Below are 23183 nucleotides of genomic sequence, written 5' to 3'. Positions count from 1 at the left end.
AGGTAAGCCCACATTCAGGGTTAATTGACCCTCCTTAAAACAAAAAGTACCGCTGAGCCATCGGCAGCACCTCGGCCGGCTCACACCACAGCAACACCCCATCGGCCTTGACCTGATAAGTCTGCGGGTCCACCTCGATGTCCGGCAGGTAATCGTTGTGGATCAGGTCGGTTTTCTGCACATCGCGGCAGCCTTTGACCACTGCGATCTGCTTCTTCAACCCCAGGGCTTCGGGCAATCCGGCGTCCTGGGCGGCCTGGCTGATAAAGGTCAGGCTGGTGGCGTGCAGCGAGCTGCCAAAACTGGCGAACATGGGGCGGTAGTGCACTGGCTGCGGCGTGGGGATCGAGGCGTTGGCGTCGCCCATCAAGCTTGAAGCAATCGCGCCGCCCTTGAGGATCAGGGTCGGCTTGATGCCAAAAAACGCCGGGCGCCACAGCACTAGGTCGGCCCACTTGCCCACTTCGATGGAACCGACAATGTGGCTCACGCCGTGGGTGATCGCGGGGTTGATGGTGTACTTGGCGATGTAGCGCTTGGCGCGGAAGTTGTCATTACCGGGGCCGTCGCCGGGCAGCGGGCCGCGTTGTTTTTTCATTTTGTCGGCAGTCTGCCAGGTGCGCATGATGACTTCGCCGACGCGGCCCATGGCCTGGCTGTCGGAGCTGATCATCGAGAACGCACCGAGGTCGTGCAGGATATCTTCGGCGGCGATGGTCTCGCGGCGAATGCGGCTTTCGGCGAAGGCCACGTCTTCGGCGATGCTGGGGTCGAGGTGATGGCAGACCATCAGCATGTCGAGGTGTTCGTCGATGGTGTTGCGGGTGAAGGGGCGCGTAGGGTTGGTCGAACTCGGTAATACGTTGGGGAAACCGCAGGCCTTGATGATGTCTGGCGCGTGGCCGCCACCGGCACCTTCGGTGTGGTAGGTGTGGATGGTGCGGCCCTTGAGCGCGGCCAGGGTGGTTTCAACAAAACCCGACTCGTTGAGGGTGTCGCTGTGGATCGCCACCTGCACATCGTATTCATCGGCCACGCTCAGGCAGTTGTCGATGCTGGCGGGGGTGGTGCCCCAGTCTTCATGCAGCTTCAAACCGATGGCGCCAGCCTTGACCTGTTCGATCAACGGTTCCGGCAAACTGGCGTTGCCCTTGCCGGTAAAACCAATGTTCATCGGGAACGAATCGCTGGCCTGGAGCATGCGCGCCAGGTGCCATGGGCCCGAGGTGCACGTCGTCGCGTTGGTGCCGGTGGCCGGGCCGGTGCCGCCACCGATCATGGTGGTGACGCCGCTGGTCAGCGCTTCTTCGATCTGCTGCGGGCAGATGAAGTGCACGTGGCTGTCGATGCCGCCGGCGGTGAGGATCATGCCTTCGCCGGCAATCACTTCGGTGCTGGCACCGATGGCCATGGTCACGCCGGGCTGGATATCCGGGTTGCCGGCCTTGCCGATGGCATGGATGCGGCCGTTTTTCAGGCCCACGTCGGCCTTGACGATGCCCCAGTGGTCGATGATCAGTGCGTTGGTGATCAGGGTGTCGACCACCTCATGGGCGAGCAACTGGCTTTGGCCCTGGCCGTCGCGGATGACTTTGCCGCCACCGAATTTGACTTCTTCGCCATAGACAGTGAAGTCTTTTTCGACCTCGACGAACAGCTCGGTGTCGGCCAGGCGGACCTTGTCACCGACGGTGGGGCCGTACATGTCTGCGTAGGCTTGGCGGGTGATTTTCATGTGTGTGTGCCCTGAAAAATGTGTGTTGAATGTGAGTCCGCTATCGGGGGCAAGCCCCCTCCCACATGGGGTCGGTGTTGTTCAGGCGAACGCGGTCAAAATGTGGGAGGGGGCTTGCCCCCGATGAGGCCCTAGAGGTCACCCATGACTCGCCCGGCAAACCCAAACACCCGCCTGCCCCCGCTCAAATCCACCAATTCAATCTCCCGACTCTGCCCCGGCTCAAACCGCACCGCCGTCCCCGCCGGAATATTCAAGCGCATGCCCCGGCTCGCCGCCCGATCAAACGTCAGCGCGTCATTGGTCTCGAAAAAATGATAATGCGAGCCCACCTGGATCGGCCGGTCGCCACTGTTTGCCACACTCAGGGTGACGGTGCGGCGGCCCACGTTGAGTTCGATCTCGCCAGGCTGGATCTGATATTCGCCAGGAATCATGCAGGTTGCCCCAGGGTCTTGAAGTAGATGGCGGTCGGGCTGTAGCGCCCGTCCGGGCTTTGGCAGTAGTCGGGCAGTTCACCGATCTTGGTGTAGCGCAGCGACTGGTAGAACGCCTCCGCCGGTGAGCCGGCTTCGGTGTCCAGGTAAAGCAGGCCGCGCTTGTGCTGGCGCGCGGCAAGTTCCAGGGTGTTCATCAACTGTTGGCCCAGGCCATGGCGGCGCGCACTGCTGTGTACCAGCAGTTTTTGTACCTCGGCGCGGTTCAGGCCGTTGGCTTTGACGCACAGTGCCAACTGCACGCTGGCGACCACGTGTTCGTCACGCACCACCACCCACAGCAACAGGCTGGCGTCTTCGATGCTGGCCTGTACGCCGCTCAAATAGATGCGGGCCTGGGCTTCATCGAAGTCGGCCATGAACCCGACCGAGGCGCCGTGCTTGACCGCGTCCAGCAACAGCTCGACCAACCCCAGGCGGTAGTGGGCAAAACTTTCAGCATTGACTCGACGCAGTTGCGCAGCGCTCATGAGTTCACTCCTTGGGCGGTTCGGCGCCCGGGTTCAGGGCCAGTTGCATAAAGGTCAGGTCCAGCCAGCGGCCAAATTTGATGCCCACTTGCGGCATCTGCCCGGTGGTGACGAAACCCAGGCGCTCATGCAGGCGGATCGAGGCTTGGTTGCCACTTTCGATGGCGGCGACCATCACGTGTTTGCCGCCGTCGCGTGCGCGTTCGATCAGCGCTTGCATCAGACGTGGGCCTAGGCCCTTGCCGCGTTGGTCGCTGCGGATATACACCGAGTGCTCGACGCTATAGCGAAAGCCCTCGAACGGCCGCCAGTCGCCGAACGAGGCGTAGCCGGTGACTTCATCGTTTTCCACCGACACCAAAATCGGATAACCCTGGGCATGCCGTGCACTGAACCAGGCCTGGCGGTTGCCCAGGTCGACCGGTTGTTCGTTCCAGATCGCCGTGGTGTTGAGCACCGCGTCGTTGTAGATCGAGCGGATCGCCGGCAAATCGTTTTGGGTTGCGTCACGAATCATCATCGGCCTCACGCGATCGGCTGGTGGACGGTGACCAGCTTGGTGCCGTCGGGGAAGGTGGCTTCCACCTGGATATCCGGGATCATTTCCGGGATGCCTTCCATCACCTGTTCACGGTTGAGTAGGGTGGTGCCCAAATGCATCAGGTCGGCCACGGTGCGACCATCGCGGGCGCCTTCCATCAGGGCGGCGGAGATGTAGGCGATGGTTTCCGGGTAGTTGAGCTTCACGCCGCGCGCGAGGCGGCGCTCGGCGACGAGGCCTGCGGTGAAGATCAGCAGTTTGTCTTTTTCCCGTGGGGTCAGGTCCATGGCTCAAGATCCTTCATAAATACATTCTCAAATACACCAGAGATCCAATGTGGGAAAGGCGGTGCGACGATTCGACTTGCTCCCGATAGCAGTGTGTCAGTCAATACATCTGATACTGATAGGCCGCTATCGGGAGCAAGCCCCCTCCCACATTTTGATCTTCATGTGCTCCAAATTCGGGGTGCAACGGCCTCCCGGCCTAGCACTGCCGGGCGCAGCAATGTCCATAAATCAATTAACCAACCCCGCGCCAACAGTGCCTCACTGGCCAGACAACGGGCCACCAGCAAGCCGGGCAACTGGGTCAGGTCGCCACGCACGGCATTGGGCAGGGCGCGGCATTGCTCAAGCAGTTCAGGGTCGATATCACCGGTGAGCAACAACGTCGCAAACACCGGCTGCCCATCCAGCCCAATGGGCGAATCGAGCAAACCATCGGCACCCACAATGCGCTGGCGTTCATGCCAGAGCAATTGGCCGTCGCGGCGGATATCCAGGTGGGATTGGAAGTGGCCCAGGTCAAAACGCTCGCCACTGGCGGGGCGGCCGAGGGCGATCACGTCCCAGTAGAAAAGCCGCGCATCACCCATGAGTTCGATACGCGTGGTGAGTTCGGCCTGGGCTGCGCTGAATACGATGGTTTCCTGGGGCAGCCACTCCAGCGTGGCGCCGGCTTCTACCGTAAGGTCCACTTGCTGAAATGCCGGGCCGCTGGCGCGATACCACTTGGCCGCGCCGGGGCTGGTCAACTGCGCCCAGGCACCGATGGCCACATGGGCGCTGATGTCCAGGCGATCGCCGCCGGCAATGCCGCCGGGTGGGTGCACGATGATGTGTTGGCACACTTCGGGGCCTTCGGCGTACAGGTGTTTTTGCACCCGCAGCGGGCCGAGGTGGCGGCGCATCACCGGGCGCGTGGTGTCGCCGAAACGCGCGTAGCCGAGTTCCAGCTCGGCATGCCAGCTGGGAGTGAGCAGGGCGGGGGTAATGGGCAGGTTCATGGCGTAGTGATTGTCGTCAGGATGCTACAGATTAGTGCGCAGCAACATGAGGCGCGCGCCCTCGCTATGCAAATATCTTTGGGTTCCGTTTGTGCTAGCAAGGGCTATGCCCGCTTTGACTTTAGGGCGTGGCTGCGCAGGCAACGACAGGTCACCGGCACCCGTTTTGCACTTGTTTGGGGCGAAGCTCTGCGGCTGCATTGTTTTGGTGCCAGGTCATGCTTGCCGCAGGAGATTCCAGGGCTGGGGCATCGTCCAGTCAAGAGGTCGTAATCTATGTAGTGCACTGCGTCGGCGTGGTTGGTTGAGGATGTTTGAACTTAATCCTTAACCCTGAAGGAGCCCATGGTGACCTTGGATCAATTGAGTCAAAACGATAATCCCTCCCCCTCAGTAGACAAAACGGTGCTGGAAGGGCCTTTTTTACACGCGGACGATGCTGCGTATTGGGCGCATCGGCATATTGGTGGTGGGCGTAGCGTTGAGTACGGCGGTGTAATTCTAAAGAAAGGCACGCGGTTTTTCGCCTCGATACCTCAGCCGAGTAAAGGGCAGTTTGTTCGTAGCGATCTAGTCACGGTAAGCCCTGAAGGCAAGATGATTTTCCCCGATGGCTACACACCGTACGCGTTTTACCATTCACATCCGAAGCAGACCCAACCGGCTGGACAGCCTACTGTGCCCGATGAGATGTGGTCTGTTTATTCCGGGATGTTTTCTTACACCGACATTGAGTTGATCATCGAGAATGGCTCCGATGTGCCCGCTCATTACCTATCTGGACCGGAAGGCGCGCTGATCAAGTACGTGGTCAGCGGTTCGGCAAGAGAGCATGAACTCATCAGTCGTCTGCGGCCCGAAGACCGTCGGCCGTTTGATTTTTTTACCGATTACATCCCGTTGATGGCTGGGGCCGGCGAGTTGAGTGTGGTGTTTGCCAGCAAGGCATGGGGTGGTATTCGTGGGCGTGTCGGCGAAGATTGGCGGGTGGGCGTACCGCTGGCGGCAGAGGTGTTGCAGCCGCTTTTCGAAAAGATCACATCCAGCCCGAACTTCGGCGACCTCTTGTGGGAGAGGGCAACGTCCTTGGTCGGCTACCAACTCAAGTCCATCGACAAAGAGGAATACCTCGTCACGGTGAAGGAGTGGGAGCCCACTAGGCTGACCCCCCCAGAGCAGTTGTTCCCACTGAACCCGGATGGCGGGGTAAGGCTGCCTGCCAATTTTCGAATCAGTTCCCTTTACTGTTGGGAGGGCACACGCGAAACCCCGAGTAGTGGCCACTTCTTTTCCCCGACGCTAATTGCCGGAGTAGCGGAACAACTGCGCACATCGCCTGAGCTGTACTTGCAGGAGCCACGTCTGCGACTAGTCATGTTAAGCGGCGATGGCGCATTGCTGTCTTACCGGTTTTCTGCAAGTGATAGCGAAGTGCAGTATCTGGGTAGGGGCGCCGAGACCGCTAAAGCTCAACTGAAAGACGGTCGTCTAACCGCGCACCAGTTCATCTCGCATATGGCTGGCATTGGCGAGTTGGAGACTTTGAGGGCTGGCAGTTCATGGCTAACCGTCGGTCGAGTTTTGCCGGAAGTGACTCTGGTCGATCAGTTGCGGGCGGTCATGAGCCCGGCATTTATCACGGCAGACGATGCCGCCCGTTATTTGCATGATCGCGTCCTCGATCGCAGCGGGGACATGCTTGGTCTGGTCTTTCAGCGAAATGATGGCCGGTTTGTGTCAACCCCTCCGATTTCCGAGCCTGATATGGTCAAGTATCTGGGCCCCGCGGATGTCAGCACCTTCGACACCATGGCATTGCCGCCAGGCTATCGGGTCCACGGTTTTTTTGTCGCCCACAGCCTCTTTGACGAGACCCAGTTGCCTCCCCTATCTGATGAGACGGTGCGGTCCGAACTCTCGCCAGGCGAACTTGCAGCGCTGTCCGACGCTATACCTGTTCATCTCTCAGTGGCAGGCATGCTGCGAATCGACCAAAAGATACCTGCGTTTTATCATTCGAGCTCTGTTGGCTCATTGGTCAAATATGTCCGCAGTGGATCGCAAGCTGAGAGCGCCTTCGGCGCGTTTCTGCAGGAGGCTATACGCACCGGAGCGTTTAAGGTCCAACTGGATGGATTTGACGGCACGCCGATTGAAATGATCAGAAAACTTGCACGTCTGGGTGAGTTTTCCGTTCTGGTTACGAGCCGGGTCTGGGGGGGTAGCCGAGGTCGTGTGCCAGCAAATTGGGCGCCGTTCAAGCCTTTCGTCGCCGCATCGGCTGTCCCGCCCGTATACAGTTGGATATTTCAGGATGCACCCACGGCTGCAACATACGGCCACGAACAGTTGGCGCTAACCGCTGGCAATCAATCTGTCGTATTTATCCTTAAAGACCCAGGGGCTGACCAGTATGTGGCGGCGCTTGCGGACACCGCTTCAGGCTTGAGAGTTTATTCGGGTGATTCACTTGGGCGCCCAGTGCTGGTCGGTGGGTTTGAGCTGCACGGGATGTGTTTTTCATCCCGCCCAGCGTTGGGCCAAAATGTCGAACAACGCTGGTTGTATGAGTGTTTTCTGGCGCCGGGCGAGCTGGCGGTGGCGATCGCAGCTTCTCGTGAATCAGGCGCTACCGTTAAGACCCTTTACTTCAATACGCGTGACGGTGCGCAACTGGAATATCAATTCAGTGGGACCGCGCTGGAAAGTCAGCTTTATGGCGTAACGCCTACCGGCGCGGTGACCGACAGTGGCATCTTGGCAGAGCTGTTGGCAGATACGCTGACCCCGAGTGAGTTCGTCATGCGGGTCGCCGCCGCAGGTCGCTTGTCGGTGTTGAAAACCGGCACGTTGTGGGACGTCGTCGGCCTGGTCGACGAACGATGGAAACCCTTTGCGCTCTATCCTCAGCCCGCCCTCAGCGCGCCGTTTCTAACGGCCGACGATGCCGCGCGCTTCGTCCATGAGCAAATTGGCTCGCAGCGTTACGGTGAGCTGTGCGGGCTCATACTGAAAACCGCTGACCAACGATTTGTCGCTACCCTGCCACGACCCTGTCGCGCGGATGACCGGTTTGCAATCCGGGGTATCTTTGCCGCAGACCACGCTGGGGCGCTCATTTTGCCACCTCTGCACACCCTTTATGGGCAGTACGCCTCGTGTCGGGCGCTTGCAATGATGAGCAGCGAGCGGATGGTTCGGTACCGCTGGTCGCGCACGCAAGCGTTGATCGACTGGCAACTGTTCGCTGATACCGGCCTGCGCCACATCATGGACAATCGTTACGGGTTGTCGGTGGCTTATCTGTCCAGCGCTGAAGATGCCTTGATCGCCTATGACGTCACCGCTTCGGCTGCACAAAGAGAATTGCGCGAACTGCTGGAGCCAGGACCCCAGGGCAGTCGACTGGACCTCAAGCGCGCTCGGGAGGAGCTTGACCCGCAGGAATGGGTCAGGAAGCTGGCCGCCACCGGGCTACGCGTTGTGCGGGGCAACCCACTGTGGGGCCGCAGCGTTGAGCTGGCGCAAGACTGGCAACCCTTTGCCGCCGAGACAGCCTATGCAAGACCCGACCAAGTGGCCTTCGGGGCGATATTTTCCAGTGTCGAGGAGGCTGTCCTTGATGTTCATTCGCGACAGACGCGTAGTTACCTAACCTCGCAGACAGATTTTCGTTTTGTGTTGAAGCATGGCCATAAAGACGCCTATGTCGTGTCCGAGGCCGTTCCTTGTGATGACAAGAACCCGTTGCTCAATGTGGCTAGCCTGTTCAAGACCGACGCGGGCGGCAGCTTCATTTTTCCTTCCGGTTTCACCCTGTATGGGCTCTTCTACGCGCGCCAGTGGATGCCGGAATCACTGCAGGGTGCGCAGCGTTGGCTTGCGAGGTATTTCCTCTCGTCTTCGGACCTGAGTGAGGCTTTCTCCGTCGCTAAGCGTTGGCGCGACAAGGATTTGAAGATCACATTGCCCGTGTATATCTCCACGCTGGACAATGCGCTGCTTCAATTCCAGACGCCAGTGGCGACTCGTCTATTTGATGCAAGACCGCACGCTTCTGGCAGTTTCGAAGACGTTCACACCCTGCTGGCCAGTGGGCAATTGACGGCGAAGGAGTTTGTGCGCAAGGTTATTGCAGAGTCTTGGTTGAGCGTCATCCAGCCCAGCGAATGTTGGGATGAAACAGGCAAGCTGGGCACGGACTGGGTGCCTTTCGCCGATTTCAGTCGACGTGCCCTGAGCCCGGCGTTTCTCAGTGAGGACGACGCCGCACGTTACGCCAAAGCACTGATTAAGGATCACCAAGATCACGTATATGGAGGGCTGATACTCCGGCGAGTGGACGGTCAGTATGTCGCCACCGAACCTCTCCCCGTCACGACTGAAAATTTCGACCCAAAATGGATTCTGCCGGATGAAGATGTGCGCATGGACTTTCTCGCGCCAAGCATGAAAATGGTGGCGCGTTATCGGTCTCGCCCTGACACTTTGCCCGGTTTCCCGCTCGCTGAAAAAGAACTGGCGGTGTATCGCAATATGTTTTCCACTGAGGTGCTGAGCAAAGCACTCGAGTGTAATCATCTGTGGAGCCGTGAATACTTGTTCGGGCCGGATGGTTCGGTGATCAGTTTTACCTGCAACGACCCCGACGAGGACCTGCTCAGCGTTGCGCAGCGAACGCAGCGAACCTTGAGCTTTCAACAGTTCAAGCAAGTCCTGTCGCCCTCCAGCCGAACGCCGCACAATCCTCAGAGCAATGAGATTGAGCAACAACTGCGTGACGGGCTCAAAACGCCGACCGAGTATGTCAATCTCGTGCTGAAAGCGGCCTCTATGACGGTTGTGGAGGGCAACAGTATGTGGGGGAGCGCACGCAAACTGCCTGCGGGCTGGTTCTATTCCTACGGTTTTACCGCCCCTGAAGATGGCCTTCATGCGATCGCGAACCGCGCCTTAAGCCCTGTGTTCAGCCATATCGATGATGTGGCACGCTTTGCCCATCACCAGGCCGGCGCACGCACTGAACTGAGGTACGGCTTTATTCTCAAGTCGGCAAATAATCACTGGATCACCACCCTGCCGGTCAAGGTGCATAACTTACAACTATCGCCAGACCAGGTATTTTTTCGAGGCCAATTGCCCACCGGCTGGACAATCCAAGGGCTCTACCTGTGTGCTCCGACACGCCAACCGGACGAGCTGACCGCATCGCCGGTCTACCGCAGTTTCATCCCGCCACGCCTGCTGAGTGCAGCAATCGGCGTGTTGACGCGCAACACTGCGCGCGTTGTTGAACACCTACCGCTTTATCTGTCTTGCGCTGACGGTGCGTTGCTCAGCTATCGAGCCACCTCCATCGACGCTGACTGGGGCAGTGAGCTGCGGTTGCAGAGCTATGTGCAAAAACTCAATGCAGCCTTCAACCCGGTCGACTATATCCGCCAGGTGGCTCGGGCGGGTGAATTGAAGGTATTGAGCATCGGGGAGATCTGGGCAACTCCGGGGATAGTCGGTTCCAGCTGGCTGCCACGGCAGGCGTTCACCTTCACGCCAGGTGACAGCGAGCGAGTCGCCTTGGGACCATTGTTTGCTCACGCTGATGATGCGGCCCGCTACCAGTGGCGTCACCATCGTCACGAACGCAGCACGCCGCGATTGGCCTGCGTACTGGCCAATGTCGCGGATGACACGTTCCTGGTGAGCGAAGCCCTGGTCGACAGTGGCCTGAGTACTGGATGGGCGCGGGGGGAAACGCCCGCGGCCCGACGCTTGTTTGCCGGTGCGATCAACCCCCAGCGTCCGGCCCGTGACGTTCGCTACCCACAGGGTTACCGGATCATCGGCGCGCAACAGTTGAACAAGCTATCTGACAATCAGCCGCCTCAGGCGAACCGCCATCAACAGGCGCTCGCCGATAACTTCATCGGGCGCCCGGAAATCGGCACATTCATTGATATGTTCCGAGGCAACAATGTGACGGGGGCGCGTTATTACTTCACCCCCCGAGACGGCGCGCTGTTGCTCTACCTGCCCAGTTTTCAAAGCGCTGAAACCAACATGCTGTTTTCCGGTTGGATTGATCCTACCAGTGAAAAGCGGGTCTCGACGCCGAGCGAGGTGATCACGATACTGATTAATTCCGGCCGGCTCTACATTCTGGAAACTGACCCGTTCTGGCAACCTCGCGGCCATGTTGGTACTCGGTTGTTGCGCGAGTTATACAAGGCATCATCGGCTTAAATCTGCACCGATCAAATGGCGACGAGCCGGCGCACGCCGTCGCCTTCCATATTTTCGCCGCGGCCCTGCGCGACGATTTCACCCCGCGACATCACCAGGTATTGGTCGGCCAGTTCGGCAGCAAAATCGTAGAACTGCTCCACCAGCAAAATCGCCATATCGCCGCGCTCGGCGAGCTTCTTGATCACTGCACCAATCTCCTTGATCACCGAGGGTTGGATACCTTCGGTGGGCTCATCCAGAATCAACAGGCGCGGGCGGCTAGCCAGGGCGCGGCCGATGGCGAGCTGTTGTTGCTGACCACCGGAGAGATCGCCGCCACGTCGGTGTTTCATTTGCAGCAGCACCGGGAACAGTTCGTAAATAAACACGGGTACTTCCGTGGCTTCGGCACCGGGGAAGCGGGCCAGACCCATCAACAGATTTTCTTCCACCGTGAGCCGTCCAAAAATCTCCCGGCCCTGGGGCACATAGGCAATGCCGGCATGCACACGCTGGTGTGGCTTGAAACCCGTAATGGCCTTGCCTTCCCAATTCACCGCGCCTTCCTTGGACGGCAGCAGGCCCATCAGGCATTTGAGCAGGGTGGTCTTGCCCACGCCGTTACGACCGAGCAGGCAGGTGACCTCGCCGATTTTCGCGTCAAAAGTCAGCCCGCGCAGGATGTGGCTACCGCCGTAGTACTGGTGCAACTTGTCGACTTGCAACATTCTCAAAACCTCCTCAAATCCCTTGTGGGAGGGGGCTTGCCCCCGATGGCGGTGGATCAGTCGGCATCTTTGGTGCCTGACACTTTGCAATCGGGGGCGAGCCCCCTCCCACATAAAGCACCTCAGCGACCGAGATAGACTTCGATCACCCGCTCGTTTTCCTGCACCTGCTCCAACGACCCCTCGGCCAGCACGCTGCCCTGGTGCAGCACGGTCACATGGTCGGCAATCGCGCCGACAAACCCCATGTCGTGCTCCACCACCATCAGCGAGTGCTTGCCCGCCAGGCGCTTGAACAGGTCGGCGGTGAATTCGGTTTCGGCGTCGGTCATGCCCGCCACCGGTTCGTCCAGCAGCAACAGTTGCGGGTCTTGCATCAGCAGCATGCCGATTTCCAGGAACTGCTTCTGGCCGTGGGACAAGAGCCCCGCCGGGCGCTGTGCCGAGGCGGTCAGGCGGATGGTGTCGAGCACTTCGTCGATTCGGTCTTTCTGCTCGCCGCTCAGGCGTGCGCGCAGGCTGGCCCACACGGACTTGTCGGTCTTCTGCGCCAGCTCCAGGTTTTCGAACACGCTCAAGGCTTCGAACACCGTGGGCTTCTGGAACTTGCGGCCGATGCCAGCCTGGGCGATCTGCACTTCGCTCATGCTGGTCAAATCGATGTTTTCACCAAACCAGGCGGTGCCGTGGCTGGGGCGGGTCTTGCCGGTGATCACGTCCATCAGTGTGGTCTTGCCCGCGCCATTGGGGCCGATGATGCAGCGCAATTCGCCGACGCCGATGTACAAGTTCAAGTCGTTGAGGGCCTTGAAACCGTCGAAGCTGACGCTGATGTCTTCAAGGGTCAGGATGGTGCCGTGGCGGGTGTTGAGGCCCGGGCCTGCCGCCTGGCCAATGCCGATGGCATCGCGGCCGCTGCCGGCATCGAAAATAGGTTCAAGCATGACGTTCCTCACTTCTTCAGCAGCCCGATCACGCCCTTGGGCAGGTACAGGGTGACGATGATGAACAGCGCGCCCAGGAAGAACAGCCAGTATTCCGGGAAGGCCACGGTGAACCAGCTCTTCATGCCGTTCACGACACCCGCGCCCAGCAGCGGGCCGATCAGCGTGCCGCGCCCACCGAGGGCCACCCAGACGGCAGCTTCGATGGAGTTGGTCGGCGACATTTCGCTGGGGTTGATAATGCCCACCTGCGGCACATACAGCGCCCCGGCCAAACCACACAGCACCGCGCTCAGCACCCACACAAATAGCTTGAAGCCGCGTGGGTCGTAGCCACAGAACATCAGGCGGTTTTCGGCATCGCGCAACGCTGTCAGCACCCGGCCGAATTTGCTTCGGGCCAGGCGCCAGCCAATGAACAGGCTCGCCACCAGCAACAGCACTGTGGCGACGAACAGCACCGCCCGCGTGCCCGGCTCGGTAATGCCAAAGCCGAGGATGCTGCGAAAGTTAGTGAAGCCGTTATTGCCGCCAAAACCAGTCTCGTTGCGAAAGAACAACAGCATCCCGGCAAAGGTCAGCGCTTGAGTCATGATCGAGAAATACACGCCCTTGATCCGCGAACGAAAGGCAAAGAACCCGAACACCAACGCGAGCAACCCCGGCGCCAACACCACCAGGCACATGGCCCAGAGGAAGTGCTCGGTGCCAACCCAATACCAGGGCAATTCGGTCCACGACAAGAACGTCATGAACGCGGGTAACTCATCCCCCGAGGCCTGGCGCATCAGGTACATCCCCATGGCATAACCGCCGAGGGCGAAGAACAAACCGTGGCCGAGGGAGAGCATCCCGGCGTAACCCCACACCAGGTCCAGGGCGAGGGCGACGATGGCGTAGCAGAGGATCTTGCCCACCAGCGTCAGGGTATAGGCCGATACATGCAGCGGGTGTTCCGCAGGCAGCAGCGAGCACAACGGGAGTGCCAGCAGCAGCGCGAGAATCACCGCACCCACCGCAATCGTCACCTTGGGGCCGGCCTTCTGCGCGGCCGTGAGCATCAATGGCTGGTTCATCAGTCAATCACCCGTCCTTTCAGTGCGAAGAGTCCCTGCGGGCGTTTCTGGATAAACAGAATGATCAGCGCGAGGATCAGGATCTTGCCGAGCACGGCGCCGATCTGCGGTTCCAGGATTTTGTTGGCGATGCCCAGCCCGAAGGCGGCCATCACGCTACCGGCCAACTGGCCGACACCGCCGAGTACCACCACGAGGAACGAGTCGATGATGTAGCTCTGGCCCAGGTCCGGGCCGACGTTGCCGATCTGGCTGAGCGCCACGCCACCCAGGCCGGCGATGCCGGAGCCCAGGCCAAACGCGAGCATGTCCACGCGCCCGGTGGGCACGCCGCAGCATGCCGCCATGTTGCGGTTTTGGGTGACGGCACGCACGTTAAGGCCCAGGCGTGTCTTGTTCAGCAGCAGCCAGGTCAGTACCACCACGCACAGCGCGAAGGCGATGATCACGATGCGGTTGTACGGCAGCACCAGGTTGGGCAGTACTTGAATCCCGCCGGACAGCCACTCAGGGTTCGACACCTCAACGTTCTGCGCACCGAACACCAAACGTACCAACTGGATCAGCATCAGGCTGATGCCCCAGGTGGCGAGCAGGGTTTCCAGCGGCCGGCCGTAGAGGTGGCGAATCACCGTGCGTTCCAGCGCCATGCCGATGGCGGCGGTGACAAAAAACGCCACCGGCAGCGCGATCAGCGGGTAGAACTCGATGGCTTGCGGCACATAGCGCTGCATCATCAACTGCACCACATAGGTGGAGTAGGCGCCGAGCATCAGCATCTCGCCGTGGGCCATGTTGATCACGCCGAGCAGGCCGAATGTGATCGCCAAGCCCAGGGCCGCCAGCAACAGGATCGAGCCCAGGGACATGCCGCTGAAGGCTTGCCCGAGGATCTCGCCGAGCATCAGTTTGCGTTTGACCTGGGCCAGGCTGGTTTCGGCAGCGGTGTGCACGGCGGCATCGGTTTCGACGCCGGGGGCGAGCAGGGCTTCCAGGCGCGTGCGGGCCAGTGGGTCGCCGGTATTGCCCAGCAGGCGCACGGCAGCGAGGCGCACCGCTGGGTCTGGGTCGACCAGTTGCAGGTTGGCCAGGGCCAGGCTGAGGGCGGTGTGTACGTCCTCGTTGCTTTCGCTGGCGACCTGCTGGTCGAGGAATTTGAGCTGCGCAGGTTGTGCGCTTTTTTGCAGGGTTTGCGCGGCAGCGAGGCGTACTTTGGGGTCAGCGGCGAGCAACTGCTGGCTGGCCTGGACGTTGTCGATCAGGCCGCGCAGGCGGTTGTTCAGGCGCACGGTCCTGGTTTCACCGTTGACCGTCAGTTGACCTTGTTGCAGGGCATCCACCAACTCGATACGCGCCGGGTCGGGCTGGGCGGCCCAGTCCTGGAGCAGCTTGGCTTGTTGGCTGGGGTTGGCGGACAGGAAGTCTTCGGCGTCGCTGGCGTGTGCGGCGAAAGGCAGCAACAGCAGGGCCGTGAGGATGAAGCGGCAGAGGGCAGTGGGCATAACAAAATGTCCTGATCATGCACGGACTGGCTTTATGTGGGAGGGGGCTTGCCCCCGATGGCGGTGGATCAGCGAAAACTGTGTTGACTGACACTCCGCCATCGGGAGCAAGCCCCCTCCCACATGGTTCTTAGTTGCTCTTGACGGCGTGATCCGGCTTTTTGTCATTGCCCGGAATGTAAGGGCTCCACGGCTGTGCACGAATCGGCTCGTTGGTCTGCCACACAACAGAGAACTGCCCATCGGCCTGAATCTCACCGATCATCACCGGCTTGTGCAGGTGGTGGTTGGTCTTGTCCATGGTCAGGGTAAAGCCCGACGGTGCGGCAAAGGTCTGCCCGCCCAGTGCTTCACGCACCTTGTCGACGTCGGTGGACTTGGCTTTCTCCGCTGCCTGCGCCCACATGTGGATGCCCACGTAGGTGGCTTCCATCGGGTCGTTGGTCACGGCTTTGTCAGCGCCCGGCAGGTTGTGTTTCTTGGCGTAGGCTTTCCAGTCGGCGACGAATTTTTTGTTCACCGGGTTTTCCACCGATTGGAAGTAGTTCCAGGCCGCGAGGTTGCCCACCAGTGGCTTGGTGTCGATGCCGCGCAGTTCTTCTTCACCCACCGAGAACGCTACCACCGGTACGTCGGTGGCTTTCAAGCCCTGGTTGGCCAGCTCTTTGTAGAACGGCACGTTGGAGTCGCCGTTCACGGTGGAAATCACTGCGGTTTTGCCGCCGGCCGAGAACTTCTTGATGTTGGCCACAATGGTCTGGTAATCGGCGTGGCCGAACGGGGTGTAGACCTCTTCGATGTCTTTGTCTGCCACGCCTTTGGAATGCAGGAACGAGCGCAAAATCTTATTGGTGGTGCGCGGGTACACGTAGTCGGTGCCCAGCAGGAAGAAGCGCTTGGCCGCGCCGCCTTCTTCGCTCATCAGGTATTCCACGGCAGGGATCGCCTGCTGGTTCGGCGCCGCACCGGTATAGAACACGTTCGGCGACATCTCTTCGCCTTCGTATTGCACCGGGTAGAACAGCAGGCCGTTGAGTTCTTCAAACACCGGCAATACCGATTTGCGCGACACCGAGGTCCAGCAGCCGAACACCACGGCGACCTTGTCCTGGGTCAGCAACTGGCGGCCCTTTTCGGCGAACAGCGGCCAGTTGGACGCAGGGTCCACTACCACAGGCTCAAGCATTTTGCCGTTGACGCCGCCCTTGGCGTTGATCTCGTCGATGGTCATCAGCGCCATGTCTTTAAGCGACGTTTCAGAGATGGCCATGGTGCCGGACAACGAATGCAGGATGCCGACCTTGATGGTCTCTGCGGCCTGGATTGTCCAGGTCATGCCCATGGCGGCGATGGATGCCGAAAGAGTGAAAGCCTTGATCAAGCTGCGACGCTTCATGGTGCGATCTCCGAGAACCCAAGTGTTGTTATTGGACAGATACAAGAGGGTTTGCAAGGGCTGTGCCTAGTCGCACAAAGGCATGAAACCGTCGCGTCGGCCGCGCGCGTGGGTAGTGAGGCGCACCATCAAATGGCGCCGGAGGCGCTTGAGTGCAGGGGGGTGCGCCACAACGGGGCGCATTCAGTGTTTGCGCATCAAACCGATAAAAAACAACCCGCCAATCGCCGCCGTGGCGACGCCGATGGGCAGGTCTTCGGGGGCGATCAGGGTGCGCGCCGCCACATCCACCCACACCAGAAACAGACTGCCCAGCACCCCGCACACCGGCAGCAACCGTCGATGCTCGGCGCCCACCAGGCGTCGGGCAATGTGCGGGATCATCAGCCCGACAAAGCCGATGGAGCCGCTGATCGAGACCAGCACGCCGGTCATCAATGACGCCACCACAAACACCTTCAAGCGCACGGTGCGTGCGTTAAGGCCCAGGGTCACGGCGGTCTGCTCACCGGCCATCAAGGCGTTGAGCGGGCGCGCCATGCCTAGCAATACCAACAGCCCCAACACGACCGTGGCGGCGGGGATGGCTAGCAGTTCCCAGCGCGCCAGGCCCAGGCCGCCGAGCATCCAGAACATCACCGCCGAGGCGGCGCGGTGGTCGCCCATAAACAGTAAAAGATTGGCGGCGGCCATCATCACAAATGACACCGCCACCCCGCACAACAGCAAGCGATCACTCTCCAGGCGGCCATTGCGACTGGCGACCGCCAAGACCACCAGCATGCTCGCCAATGCGCCGATAAACGCAGCGATAGGCAAGGTCAGCAGGCCGATCACTTCACCCACATGCAGCACCACGACCACTGCGCCCAGCGTGGCGCCGGAGGTCACGCCCAGCAAGTGCGGGTCGGCCAGCGGGTTGCGCGTGACGGCCTGCAACACCGCCCCGATCAACGCCAACCCAGCCCCAACCAAGGCGCCGAGCAGCATGCGCGGCACGCGGATCAGCCAGACGATGTGTTCCTGCCCCGCCGACCAATTGACCTCGCCGACGCCGAAGGCCTTGTACGCTACGATGCGCCACACCACCTCGACCGGCACCCGCGCCGGGCCAAACCCCAGGGAGATGATGCAAGACACCAGCAACACCGCCGCCAACGCGGTAAGCAACAAGGCGTAGCGACGAGTCATCATTCGCCGTGGAACCCCTTGGCCAAGGTCTCGACGGCCAGCACGTTATCGATACCCGGCGTGGCTTGCACATAGGGAATCACGATAAAGCGCTGATTCCTGATGGCGTCTACGGCTTGCAGCGCCGGGTTATTCATTAAAAAGGCCTGCTTTTGTTCGGCGGTGATTTCGCTGTAGTCGACGATCACGATCACCTGCGGGTTGCGCTCTACCACGGTCTCCCAGTTAACGCGGGTCCAGCTGGCGTCAATGTCATCGAGGATATTGCGCCCACCCGCCGCCTCGATCAGCGCCTGGGGCATGTCCAGGCGGCCGGACGTCATGGCGCGGTCTTCGCCACTGTCATAGAGGAACACGCGCGGTTTGTCGGCAGGCAGGTCTTTTTGCACCTCGCCGACCTGTGCCTGCATCTGCGCGATCAGGGTATTGGCGCGGTCTTGCACGTCGAAGATCTTGCCCAGGTTGCGCAGGTCGTTATAGGTGTCTTCCAACGTCGCGGCCGGGCGCTTCATCACGAAGGCGCAGGATTCGGTCAGCTCATACACATTGATACCCAGCGGTTGCAGGGTGCTCGGCGTGAGGTCGCCGCCCACGCGCATGCCGTAGTCCCAGCCGGCGAAGAAAAAATCCACATTGGCATTGAGCAGGGTTTCCACCGAGGGGTATTTGCTCGCCAGTTCCGGCAGGCCGTCCAGCGTCTCGGCCATTTGCGGGGTGACCGACTTCCACCCGGTCACCCCGCTGTAGCCGACCATGCGCGGCTTGAGGCCCAGGGCGAGCATCATCTGGGTCATGTTGATGTCGTGGCTGACCGCGTGTTGCGGTGCTTGCTGGAAGGTCACGTTGCGGTTGCAACTTTTGATCGTCAGCGGGTAATGGGTGGCTTCAGCGAAGGCTTGGGCCGTACCGAACAGCACGGTGAGGGACAGTAAAGCGCGCAGGATCATGGTTGGGTTATCCAGGTGATTCGGGGGTAGCCGGACAGGGGGTGGGTGTCTATCAAGGCCTCGACGCCAAACACATCGCGCAGCAACTCGACCGTCAGCACTTGATGGGGCGTGCCGCAGGCGACGATGCGCCCGTGGTTGATCACGTAGAGGCGATCACAAAATGCAGCCGCCAGGTTGAGGTCGTGAATGCTGGCCAGGGTGCCGATGTTCAGGCGCTTGACCCGCCTGAGCAGTTCAAGCTGATAGCGCGGGTCGAGATGGTTGGTGGGTTCGTCGAGGATCAGCAATTGAGGCTGCTGGGCCAGGGCGCGAGCCAGGATCACGCGTTGCTTTTCACCGCCGGAGAGCGTGGCGAAGGCGTGGTCTTCAAAGCCCTGCATGCCCACCGACTCCAAGGCGGTTTGCACCAGCTGTCTGTCGCGTAACGTGTCGCCATCGAACAAACCCTTGTGGGGTGTGCGGCCCATGGCGACCACTTCGTCTACGCGCAGGCCGAAGGCGTCGGGAAATTCCTGGAGCACCACGGCGATGCGTTGGGCGCACCACTTGGCACTCTGTTTCCACACGTTTTGATGTTCGAGCAGCACGTCACCCTGTGCCGGTTTAGTGAACCGATACGCGCAACGCAGCAGGCTGGTCTTGCCGCTGCCATTGGGGCCGATCAGGCCGACGAATTCCCCCGCACCGACTTGCAGGCTGGCGTCACGCAGGTGGAACTGGTGATGGCAGTGGCTGGTTGGGGACCAGTTGAGGTCGGTGAGGCTTAGCGATGTCATCGTTTCTCTCAAGTCCAACACAGTCCAAATGTGGGAGGGGGCTTGCTCCCGATAGCAGTGTGTCAGTCAACACATCCTGCACAGGTAATCCGCCATCGGGAGCAAGCCCCCTCCCACATTTGAACGGTGTTGAGTGTGGTTAGAAGGTGTAGTCCGCCGTGACGAAGAACGAGCGCGGTTCGCCCAGAATCCACTGTTGGCCGTCATTGTATTGGCTGACGGCATAGGTGCGATCAAACAGGTTATTCAACTGCAGGCCCAGGGTGGTATTGCGCATGGCTTTCCACGACACCGTGGCATCCACTACCGTGTAGCTCGGCAGCTCGTTCTGATTGGCCATGTCGGCGTATCGCGCATCCACATAACGCACCCCGGCACCGGCGCGGATGTCGTCGGTCACCGCCTTGCTCAACCACAGGTTGGCGGTGCGGCGCGGTACATCCACCGGGCGGTTGCCGTCGCGGGAGACCTGTACGCCGTTCACCGCCTGATCGAAGTCGTCGTACTGCGCATGCACGATGGCCGCGTTGGCTTGCAGCTGCCAGGCGTGTGGCAGTTGCAGATCAAGGCTTGCTTCCAGGCCACGGGAGGATTGCTGGCCGACTTGCTGCTTGAGGTCCGGGTTGCCGGGTACGTCGGTGAGCAGTTTCTTTTTGACGATGTGGTAGGCGGCCAGGGTCCATTCACCGCGCTGGTCCCAGAAGGTTTGCTTGATGCCGATTTCGGTCTGCTTGGCGGTGGACAGGTCGAATTGTTGCTGGCCCTGGCTCAAGGAAATCAAGCCGCCGACCCCATCGGTACTGGTGGCTTGCTGACCATAGATAGAGATGTCTGGTGTGATCGCATACACCAGCCCGGCCTTCCAGTTATTGCCGGTGAGGGTTTTGTCAGCCTGGCTGCCATCGCGTAGATCATCGCGCTCGACGTGGGCGTAGTCACGGCGGATACCGGTCACCAGTGCCAACTTGTCGGTGAGTTGCAGACGGTTTTCAGCGAAGGCAGCAACGGTTTTGGTGGTCGTCGCGAACAGCGGCTTGAACGGGTCGTTGCTCGCAAACTGCCCGGCTGCCGGGTGGTTCACGTCGATGGCTTGGCCGTCGCTGAAGCTGTCGGTAAACGGCGAGTTACTGGCCAGGCGAAAGCGAATACGGTTGTATTCCACGCCGGCCACGGTCTGGCTGTCGAGGCCGAACAGGCTGTGCTTGAAGGTGAACGTCTGACGGTCGCCCACCTGCTCCTGATTGTGCTTGATGGCGTAGTTGCCACTGCGGGTGAGCTGGCCGTTGGTGAAATTATAGTTCTCGGCGTTTTGCCAGCGACGCTGGTTTTTCAGGTAGTACAGCTCGTTGGTGGCGCTGACGTTGTCGCTCAACTGCCACTCGCTGCTCAGGTGCGTCCACTGGTCGTTGTAGTGCTGGGTGTCGTTGCTGACGTTGTAGTTTTTGTCCCGCAGGCCTTTATGCAATTGGCCGTTGATCAGCGGCGTGCCGAAGTAGTTCTGCGGGCGTTGGTCGCCGTAGTCGCTGGCCAGGGTAAAACTCAGGTTGTCTGCCGCCTGCCAGCGCAGCGCGCCGCTGACGAAGTCGCTGCTGGAGTCGCCATGGTCGATAAAACCGTTGCTGCGCAGGCGGTTGAGGTTCAGGCGATAGCTCAGGGTGTCGGTCAGCGAACCGCCGCTGTCCAGGGCTTGTTGCTGGCGATCGTAAGAGCCGTAGCCCAGGCGGATGTGGTTTTCGATCTCGCCTTCAAACGGCTTTTTCGGCACGGTGTTGATCACCGCACCCGTGGCACCTTCACCGTACAGCACCGAGGCGGGGCCGCGCAGTACGTCCACCCGCTCCACCGACCAGGTGTCTACCGGGAAGGTCGAGGTGCCCATGCCCATGTACATGCGGTTGCCGTCGTACAACTGCATCACCGAACCCTGGCCGGTAAAGCCACGGGCCGACAGTGAGGTGCCGCCATCGCCGGGTGTGCCGGTGCGGCTGATGCCGGTGGCGCGGGAGATGGCGTCCTGCACGCTGGCGTCGCCGCGTTCGCGAATCTGCGTGCCGGTCTGGCTTTCGACGCTGCCCGGGGTTTGCAGGGCTGTGAGATTTAGACGTGAGCCGGCGGTGGTCGGGGTCTTGGGGTCGACGTGTTCGTCGTCTACCGCTGTCGCGTTGACGGCGCTGGCGGGCAGGGTCAGGGCCTGGGCGCTGTTATGCAGGGCGAGCAGGCACAGCCCGCACGCAAGGTACTTGGTCATGGGTCGGTCAGTCTTCTTGGAGGGTTGCCCGCCGCTCGGCGCGGCGGGCAACAATAACGCAGTAAGTGTTATAAGTTAACACTTATTCGCTGCGGGACAAAAGTCGCGCAAGGCTACAGAAGTGCTCTGTGTCGGGCATCTCGCCGGGTTCATGCCGAACCTGAGGCGGATTCATGTTGCGCAAAAAAGCGCGACAGGATCAGGCGATCCAAGGCCCACACCGCGATCAATGAAGCGCCCACCAACGGGAAAATGATCGCCAGTGCGAGCATGATCACCATCGCGGTTTTCCACTTCGGCAGGTCATGGCGCAACGGCGGAACGCCAAGGCCGCCTTGCGGGCGACGCTTCCACCAGATCACCACACCGCTGACGGCGCTGAGCAGGATCATCAGGCAGATCAGCAATACGATCAGTTGGTTGACCCAGCCGAACATCTTGCCTTCGTGCAGCATCACGCCGGTTTCGGTGGCGCGTGCGACGAGGTTGTAGTGCTCCCAGCGCACATCGGCCAGTACTTTGCCGGTGTATTGGTCCACATGCAGGGTGGCGTCATTGCGAGGGTCGTCGGCGAACACCGCGATGGTGAAAACGCCCTCGGCGGTGGTGGGGAAGGTGATGCTGTAGCCGGGCTCGACCTTGCGCGAGGTGGCCAGGTCGACCACCTGTTGCAGGCGTACGGTTGGCGCGGCAGGGCCTGAGTGCATCGCGCCATGGTTCATGTGTTCGGCGTGGGCGCCGGACACGGGCATCGGCGTGTTTTCCATGGCCCAGGGCACGGTCTGTTGATGGGCGCTATTGAGTGCACCCGCCTGCTGGTCCGACTTCGGCACGTCGGTCCACATCGCGGCAGGGAATTTATTCCACAGTTCGGCGTATTGCTTACCCCAGAAACCGGTCCAGGTCATGCCGCTGAGCAGCATGACCAGCAACAGACCCGCACCCCAGAAGCCGGTGACTGCATGCAGGTCGCGCCAGAACACCCGGCCACGACTGCTCAAGCGTGGCCACAGCACCCCGGCCGACGACTTGCCGCGCGGCCACCACAGGTACAGGCCCGACACCACCAGCATCACGCCCCAACCGGCGGCGAGTTCGATCAGCCGGTCGCCGGTGGTGCCGATCATCAATTCGCCGTGCAGCGCGCGGGCGATGGCTTGCAGGTTGTATTTGGCGTCCTGTTCGCCCAGCACGGTGCCGCGGTAGGGGTCGACGAATACCGTCAGTTCGCGCCCCTCGTTGTGCACCACGAATTGCGCGCTGCGGGTGGGGCTGACCGGGGGCAGGTATTGGCTGACCACGCCCTGGGGATAGGCCAGCTTGGCGCGCACCAGTTGTTCATCGGCGCTTAGCGCGTGCTCGGCGGCCGGCACGGTGAGTAGGTCGCCGTACATCAGCGGGTCAAGCTGGGGTTTGAACAGGTAGATGATGCCGGTCAGCGCCAACAGCACCATAAAAGGGGCCACAAATAGCCCGGCATAAAAATGCCAGCGCCAGGCCAGGTTGTAGAACGAGATTTTTTGAGTGCTCATCAGGTTGTGCTCCGCAAGGTGATGGATCTTGTAAGTGGGGCTGCCAGGCAACCCCTTTGTCGGTAAGGCCGACGCCTACTGCGGTGC

General features: G+C 60.6%; 17 protein-coding genes. 1 reads left to right on the top strand and 16 read right to left on the bottom strand.

Features of this window, described 5'->3' with window-relative positions:
• Nucleotides 1-34: 34 nt before the first annotated feature.
• The 6 genes from ureC to ICY20_RS09560 form a co-directional block, all read right to left on the bottom strand.
• The gene (gene ureC, locus ICY20_RS09585; RefSeq protein WP_159962699.1) at nt 35-1735 is read right to left on the bottom strand and encodes an urease subunit alpha; all 1701 of its coding nucleotides are present in this window, start codon (nt 1733-1735) and stop codon (nt 35-37) included.
• A gap of 131 nt (nt 1736-1866) precedes the next feature.
• Nucleotides 1867-2172, bottom strand: coding sequence for an urease subunit beta (locus tag ICY20_RS09580; protein WP_159962698.1), 306 nt, complete (start codon nt 2170-2172; stop codon nt 1867-1869).
• Entirely contained in the window at nt 2169-2702 is a 534-nt protein-coding gene (locus tag ICY20_RS09575) for a GNAT family N-acetyltransferase (protein WP_159962697.1), read from the bottom strand. The genes ICY20_RS09580 and ICY20_RS09575 overlap by 4 nt, the downstream gene beginning before the upstream one ends.
• Nucleotides 2703-2706: 4 nt before the next feature.
• Nucleotides 2707-3219: a GNAT family N-acetyltransferase gene (locus ICY20_RS09570; protein WP_159962696.1), complete on the bottom strand. Its 513-nt coding sequence runs from the start codon at nt 3217-3219 to the stop codon at nt 2707-2709.
• A gap of 8 nt (nt 3220-3227) precedes the next feature.
• Nucleotides 3228-3530, bottom strand: coding sequence for an urease subunit gamma (locus ICY20_RS09565; protein WP_159962695.1), 303 nt, complete (start codon nt 3528-3530; stop codon nt 3228-3230).
• Nucleotides 3531-3691: 161 nt separating this feature from the next.
• The gene (locus ICY20_RS09560; RefSeq protein ID WP_194937359.1) at nt 3692-4531 is read right to left on the bottom strand and encodes an urease accessory protein UreD; all 840 of its coding nucleotides are present in this window, start codon (nt 4529-4531) and stop codon (nt 3692-3694) included.
• A 348-nt stretch (nt 4532-4879) separates the two neighbouring features.
• Between ICY20_RS09560 and ICY20_RS09555 the strand changes: the two genes are divergently transcribed.
• Nucleotides 4880-10771, top strand: coding sequence for a DUF4329 domain-containing protein (locus ICY20_RS09555; RefSeq protein ID WP_194937358.1), 5892 nt, complete (start codon nt 4880-4882; stop codon nt 10769-10771).
• Nucleotides 10772-10782: 11 nt separating this feature from the next.
• On the opposite strand, the gene urtE is transcribed toward ICY20_RS09555, so the two are convergent.
• The 10 genes from urtE to ICY20_RS09505 form a co-directional block, all read right to left on the bottom strand.
• Entirely contained in the window at nt 10783-11481 is a 699-nt protein-coding gene (gene urtE / locus ICY20_RS09550) for an urea ABC transporter ATP-binding subunit UrtE (RefSeq protein WP_159962692.1), read from the bottom strand.
• A 122-nt stretch (nt 11482-11603) separates the two neighbouring features.
• A complete protein-coding gene (gene urtD / locus ICY20_RS09545; protein WP_159962691.1) occupies nt 11604-12425 on the bottom strand; it encodes an urea ABC transporter ATP-binding protein UrtD in 822 nt (273 codons plus the stop codon).
• Between the two features lie 8 nt (nt 12426-12433).
• Nucleotides 12434-13501 carry an urea ABC transporter permease subunit UrtC gene (urtC, locus tag ICY20_RS09540; protein WP_194937357.1) on the bottom strand — a complete coding sequence of 356 codons (1068 nt, stop codon included), beginning with the start codon at nt 13499-13501 and terminating at the stop codon, nt 12434-12436.
• A complete protein-coding gene (urtB, locus tag ICY20_RS09535) occupies nt 13501-15003 on the bottom strand; it encodes an urea ABC transporter permease subunit UrtB (RefSeq protein ID WP_159962689.1) in 1503 nt (500 codons plus the stop codon). Before urtB ends, urtC begins: the two co-directional genes overlap by 1 nt.
• Nucleotides 15004-15133: 130 nt before the next feature.
• A complete protein-coding gene (gene urtA, locus ICY20_RS09530) occupies nt 15134-16399 on the bottom strand; it encodes an urea ABC transporter substrate-binding protein (protein WP_194937356.1) in 1266 nt (421 codons plus the stop codon).
• Nucleotides 16400-16582: 183 nt separating this feature from the next.
• Nucleotides 16583-17593: a FecCD family ABC transporter permease gene (locus tag ICY20_RS09525; RefSeq protein ID WP_194937355.1), complete on the bottom strand. Its 1011-nt coding sequence runs from the start codon at nt 17591-17593 to the stop codon at nt 16583-16585.
• Nucleotides 17590-18537: an ABC transporter substrate-binding protein gene (locus tag ICY20_RS09520; RefSeq protein WP_194937354.1), complete on the bottom strand. Its 948-nt coding sequence runs from the start codon at nt 18535-18537 to the stop codon at nt 17590-17592. Before ICY20_RS09520 ends, ICY20_RS09525 begins: the two co-directional genes overlap by 4 nt.
• The gene (locus ICY20_RS09515) at nt 18534-19316 is read right to left on the bottom strand and encodes an ABC transporter ATP-binding protein (RefSeq protein ID WP_194937353.1); all 783 of its coding nucleotides are present in this window, start codon (nt 19314-19316) and stop codon (nt 18534-18536) included. The genes ICY20_RS09520 and ICY20_RS09515 overlap by 4 nt, the downstream gene beginning before the upstream one ends.
• Before the next feature lie 139 nt (nt 19317-19455).
• On the bottom strand, nt 19456-21564 hold the full coding sequence (locus ICY20_RS09510) for a TonB-dependent receptor (protein ID WP_159962684.1): 2109 nt from the start codon (nt 21562-21564) through the stop codon (nt 19456-19458).
• Nucleotides 21565-21713: 149 nt separating this feature from the next.
• Nucleotides 21714-23096 carry a PepSY-associated TM helix domain-containing protein gene (locus ICY20_RS09505; protein WP_159962683.1) on the bottom strand — a complete coding sequence of 461 codons (1383 nt, stop codon included), beginning with the start codon at nt 23094-23096 and terminating at the stop codon, nt 21714-21716.
• Nucleotides 23097-23183: the final 87 nt, after the last annotated feature.

It is taken from the genome of Pseudomonas pisciculturae (genome assembly GCF_015461805.1).
Lineage (GTDB): Bacteria > Pseudomonadota > Gammaproteobacteria > Pseudomonadales > Pseudomonadaceae > Aquipseudomonas > Aquipseudomonas pisciculturae.
The sequence above is the reverse complement of the archived record's forward strand: the minus strand, read 5'-3'. Positions and strand labels throughout refer to the sequence as shown.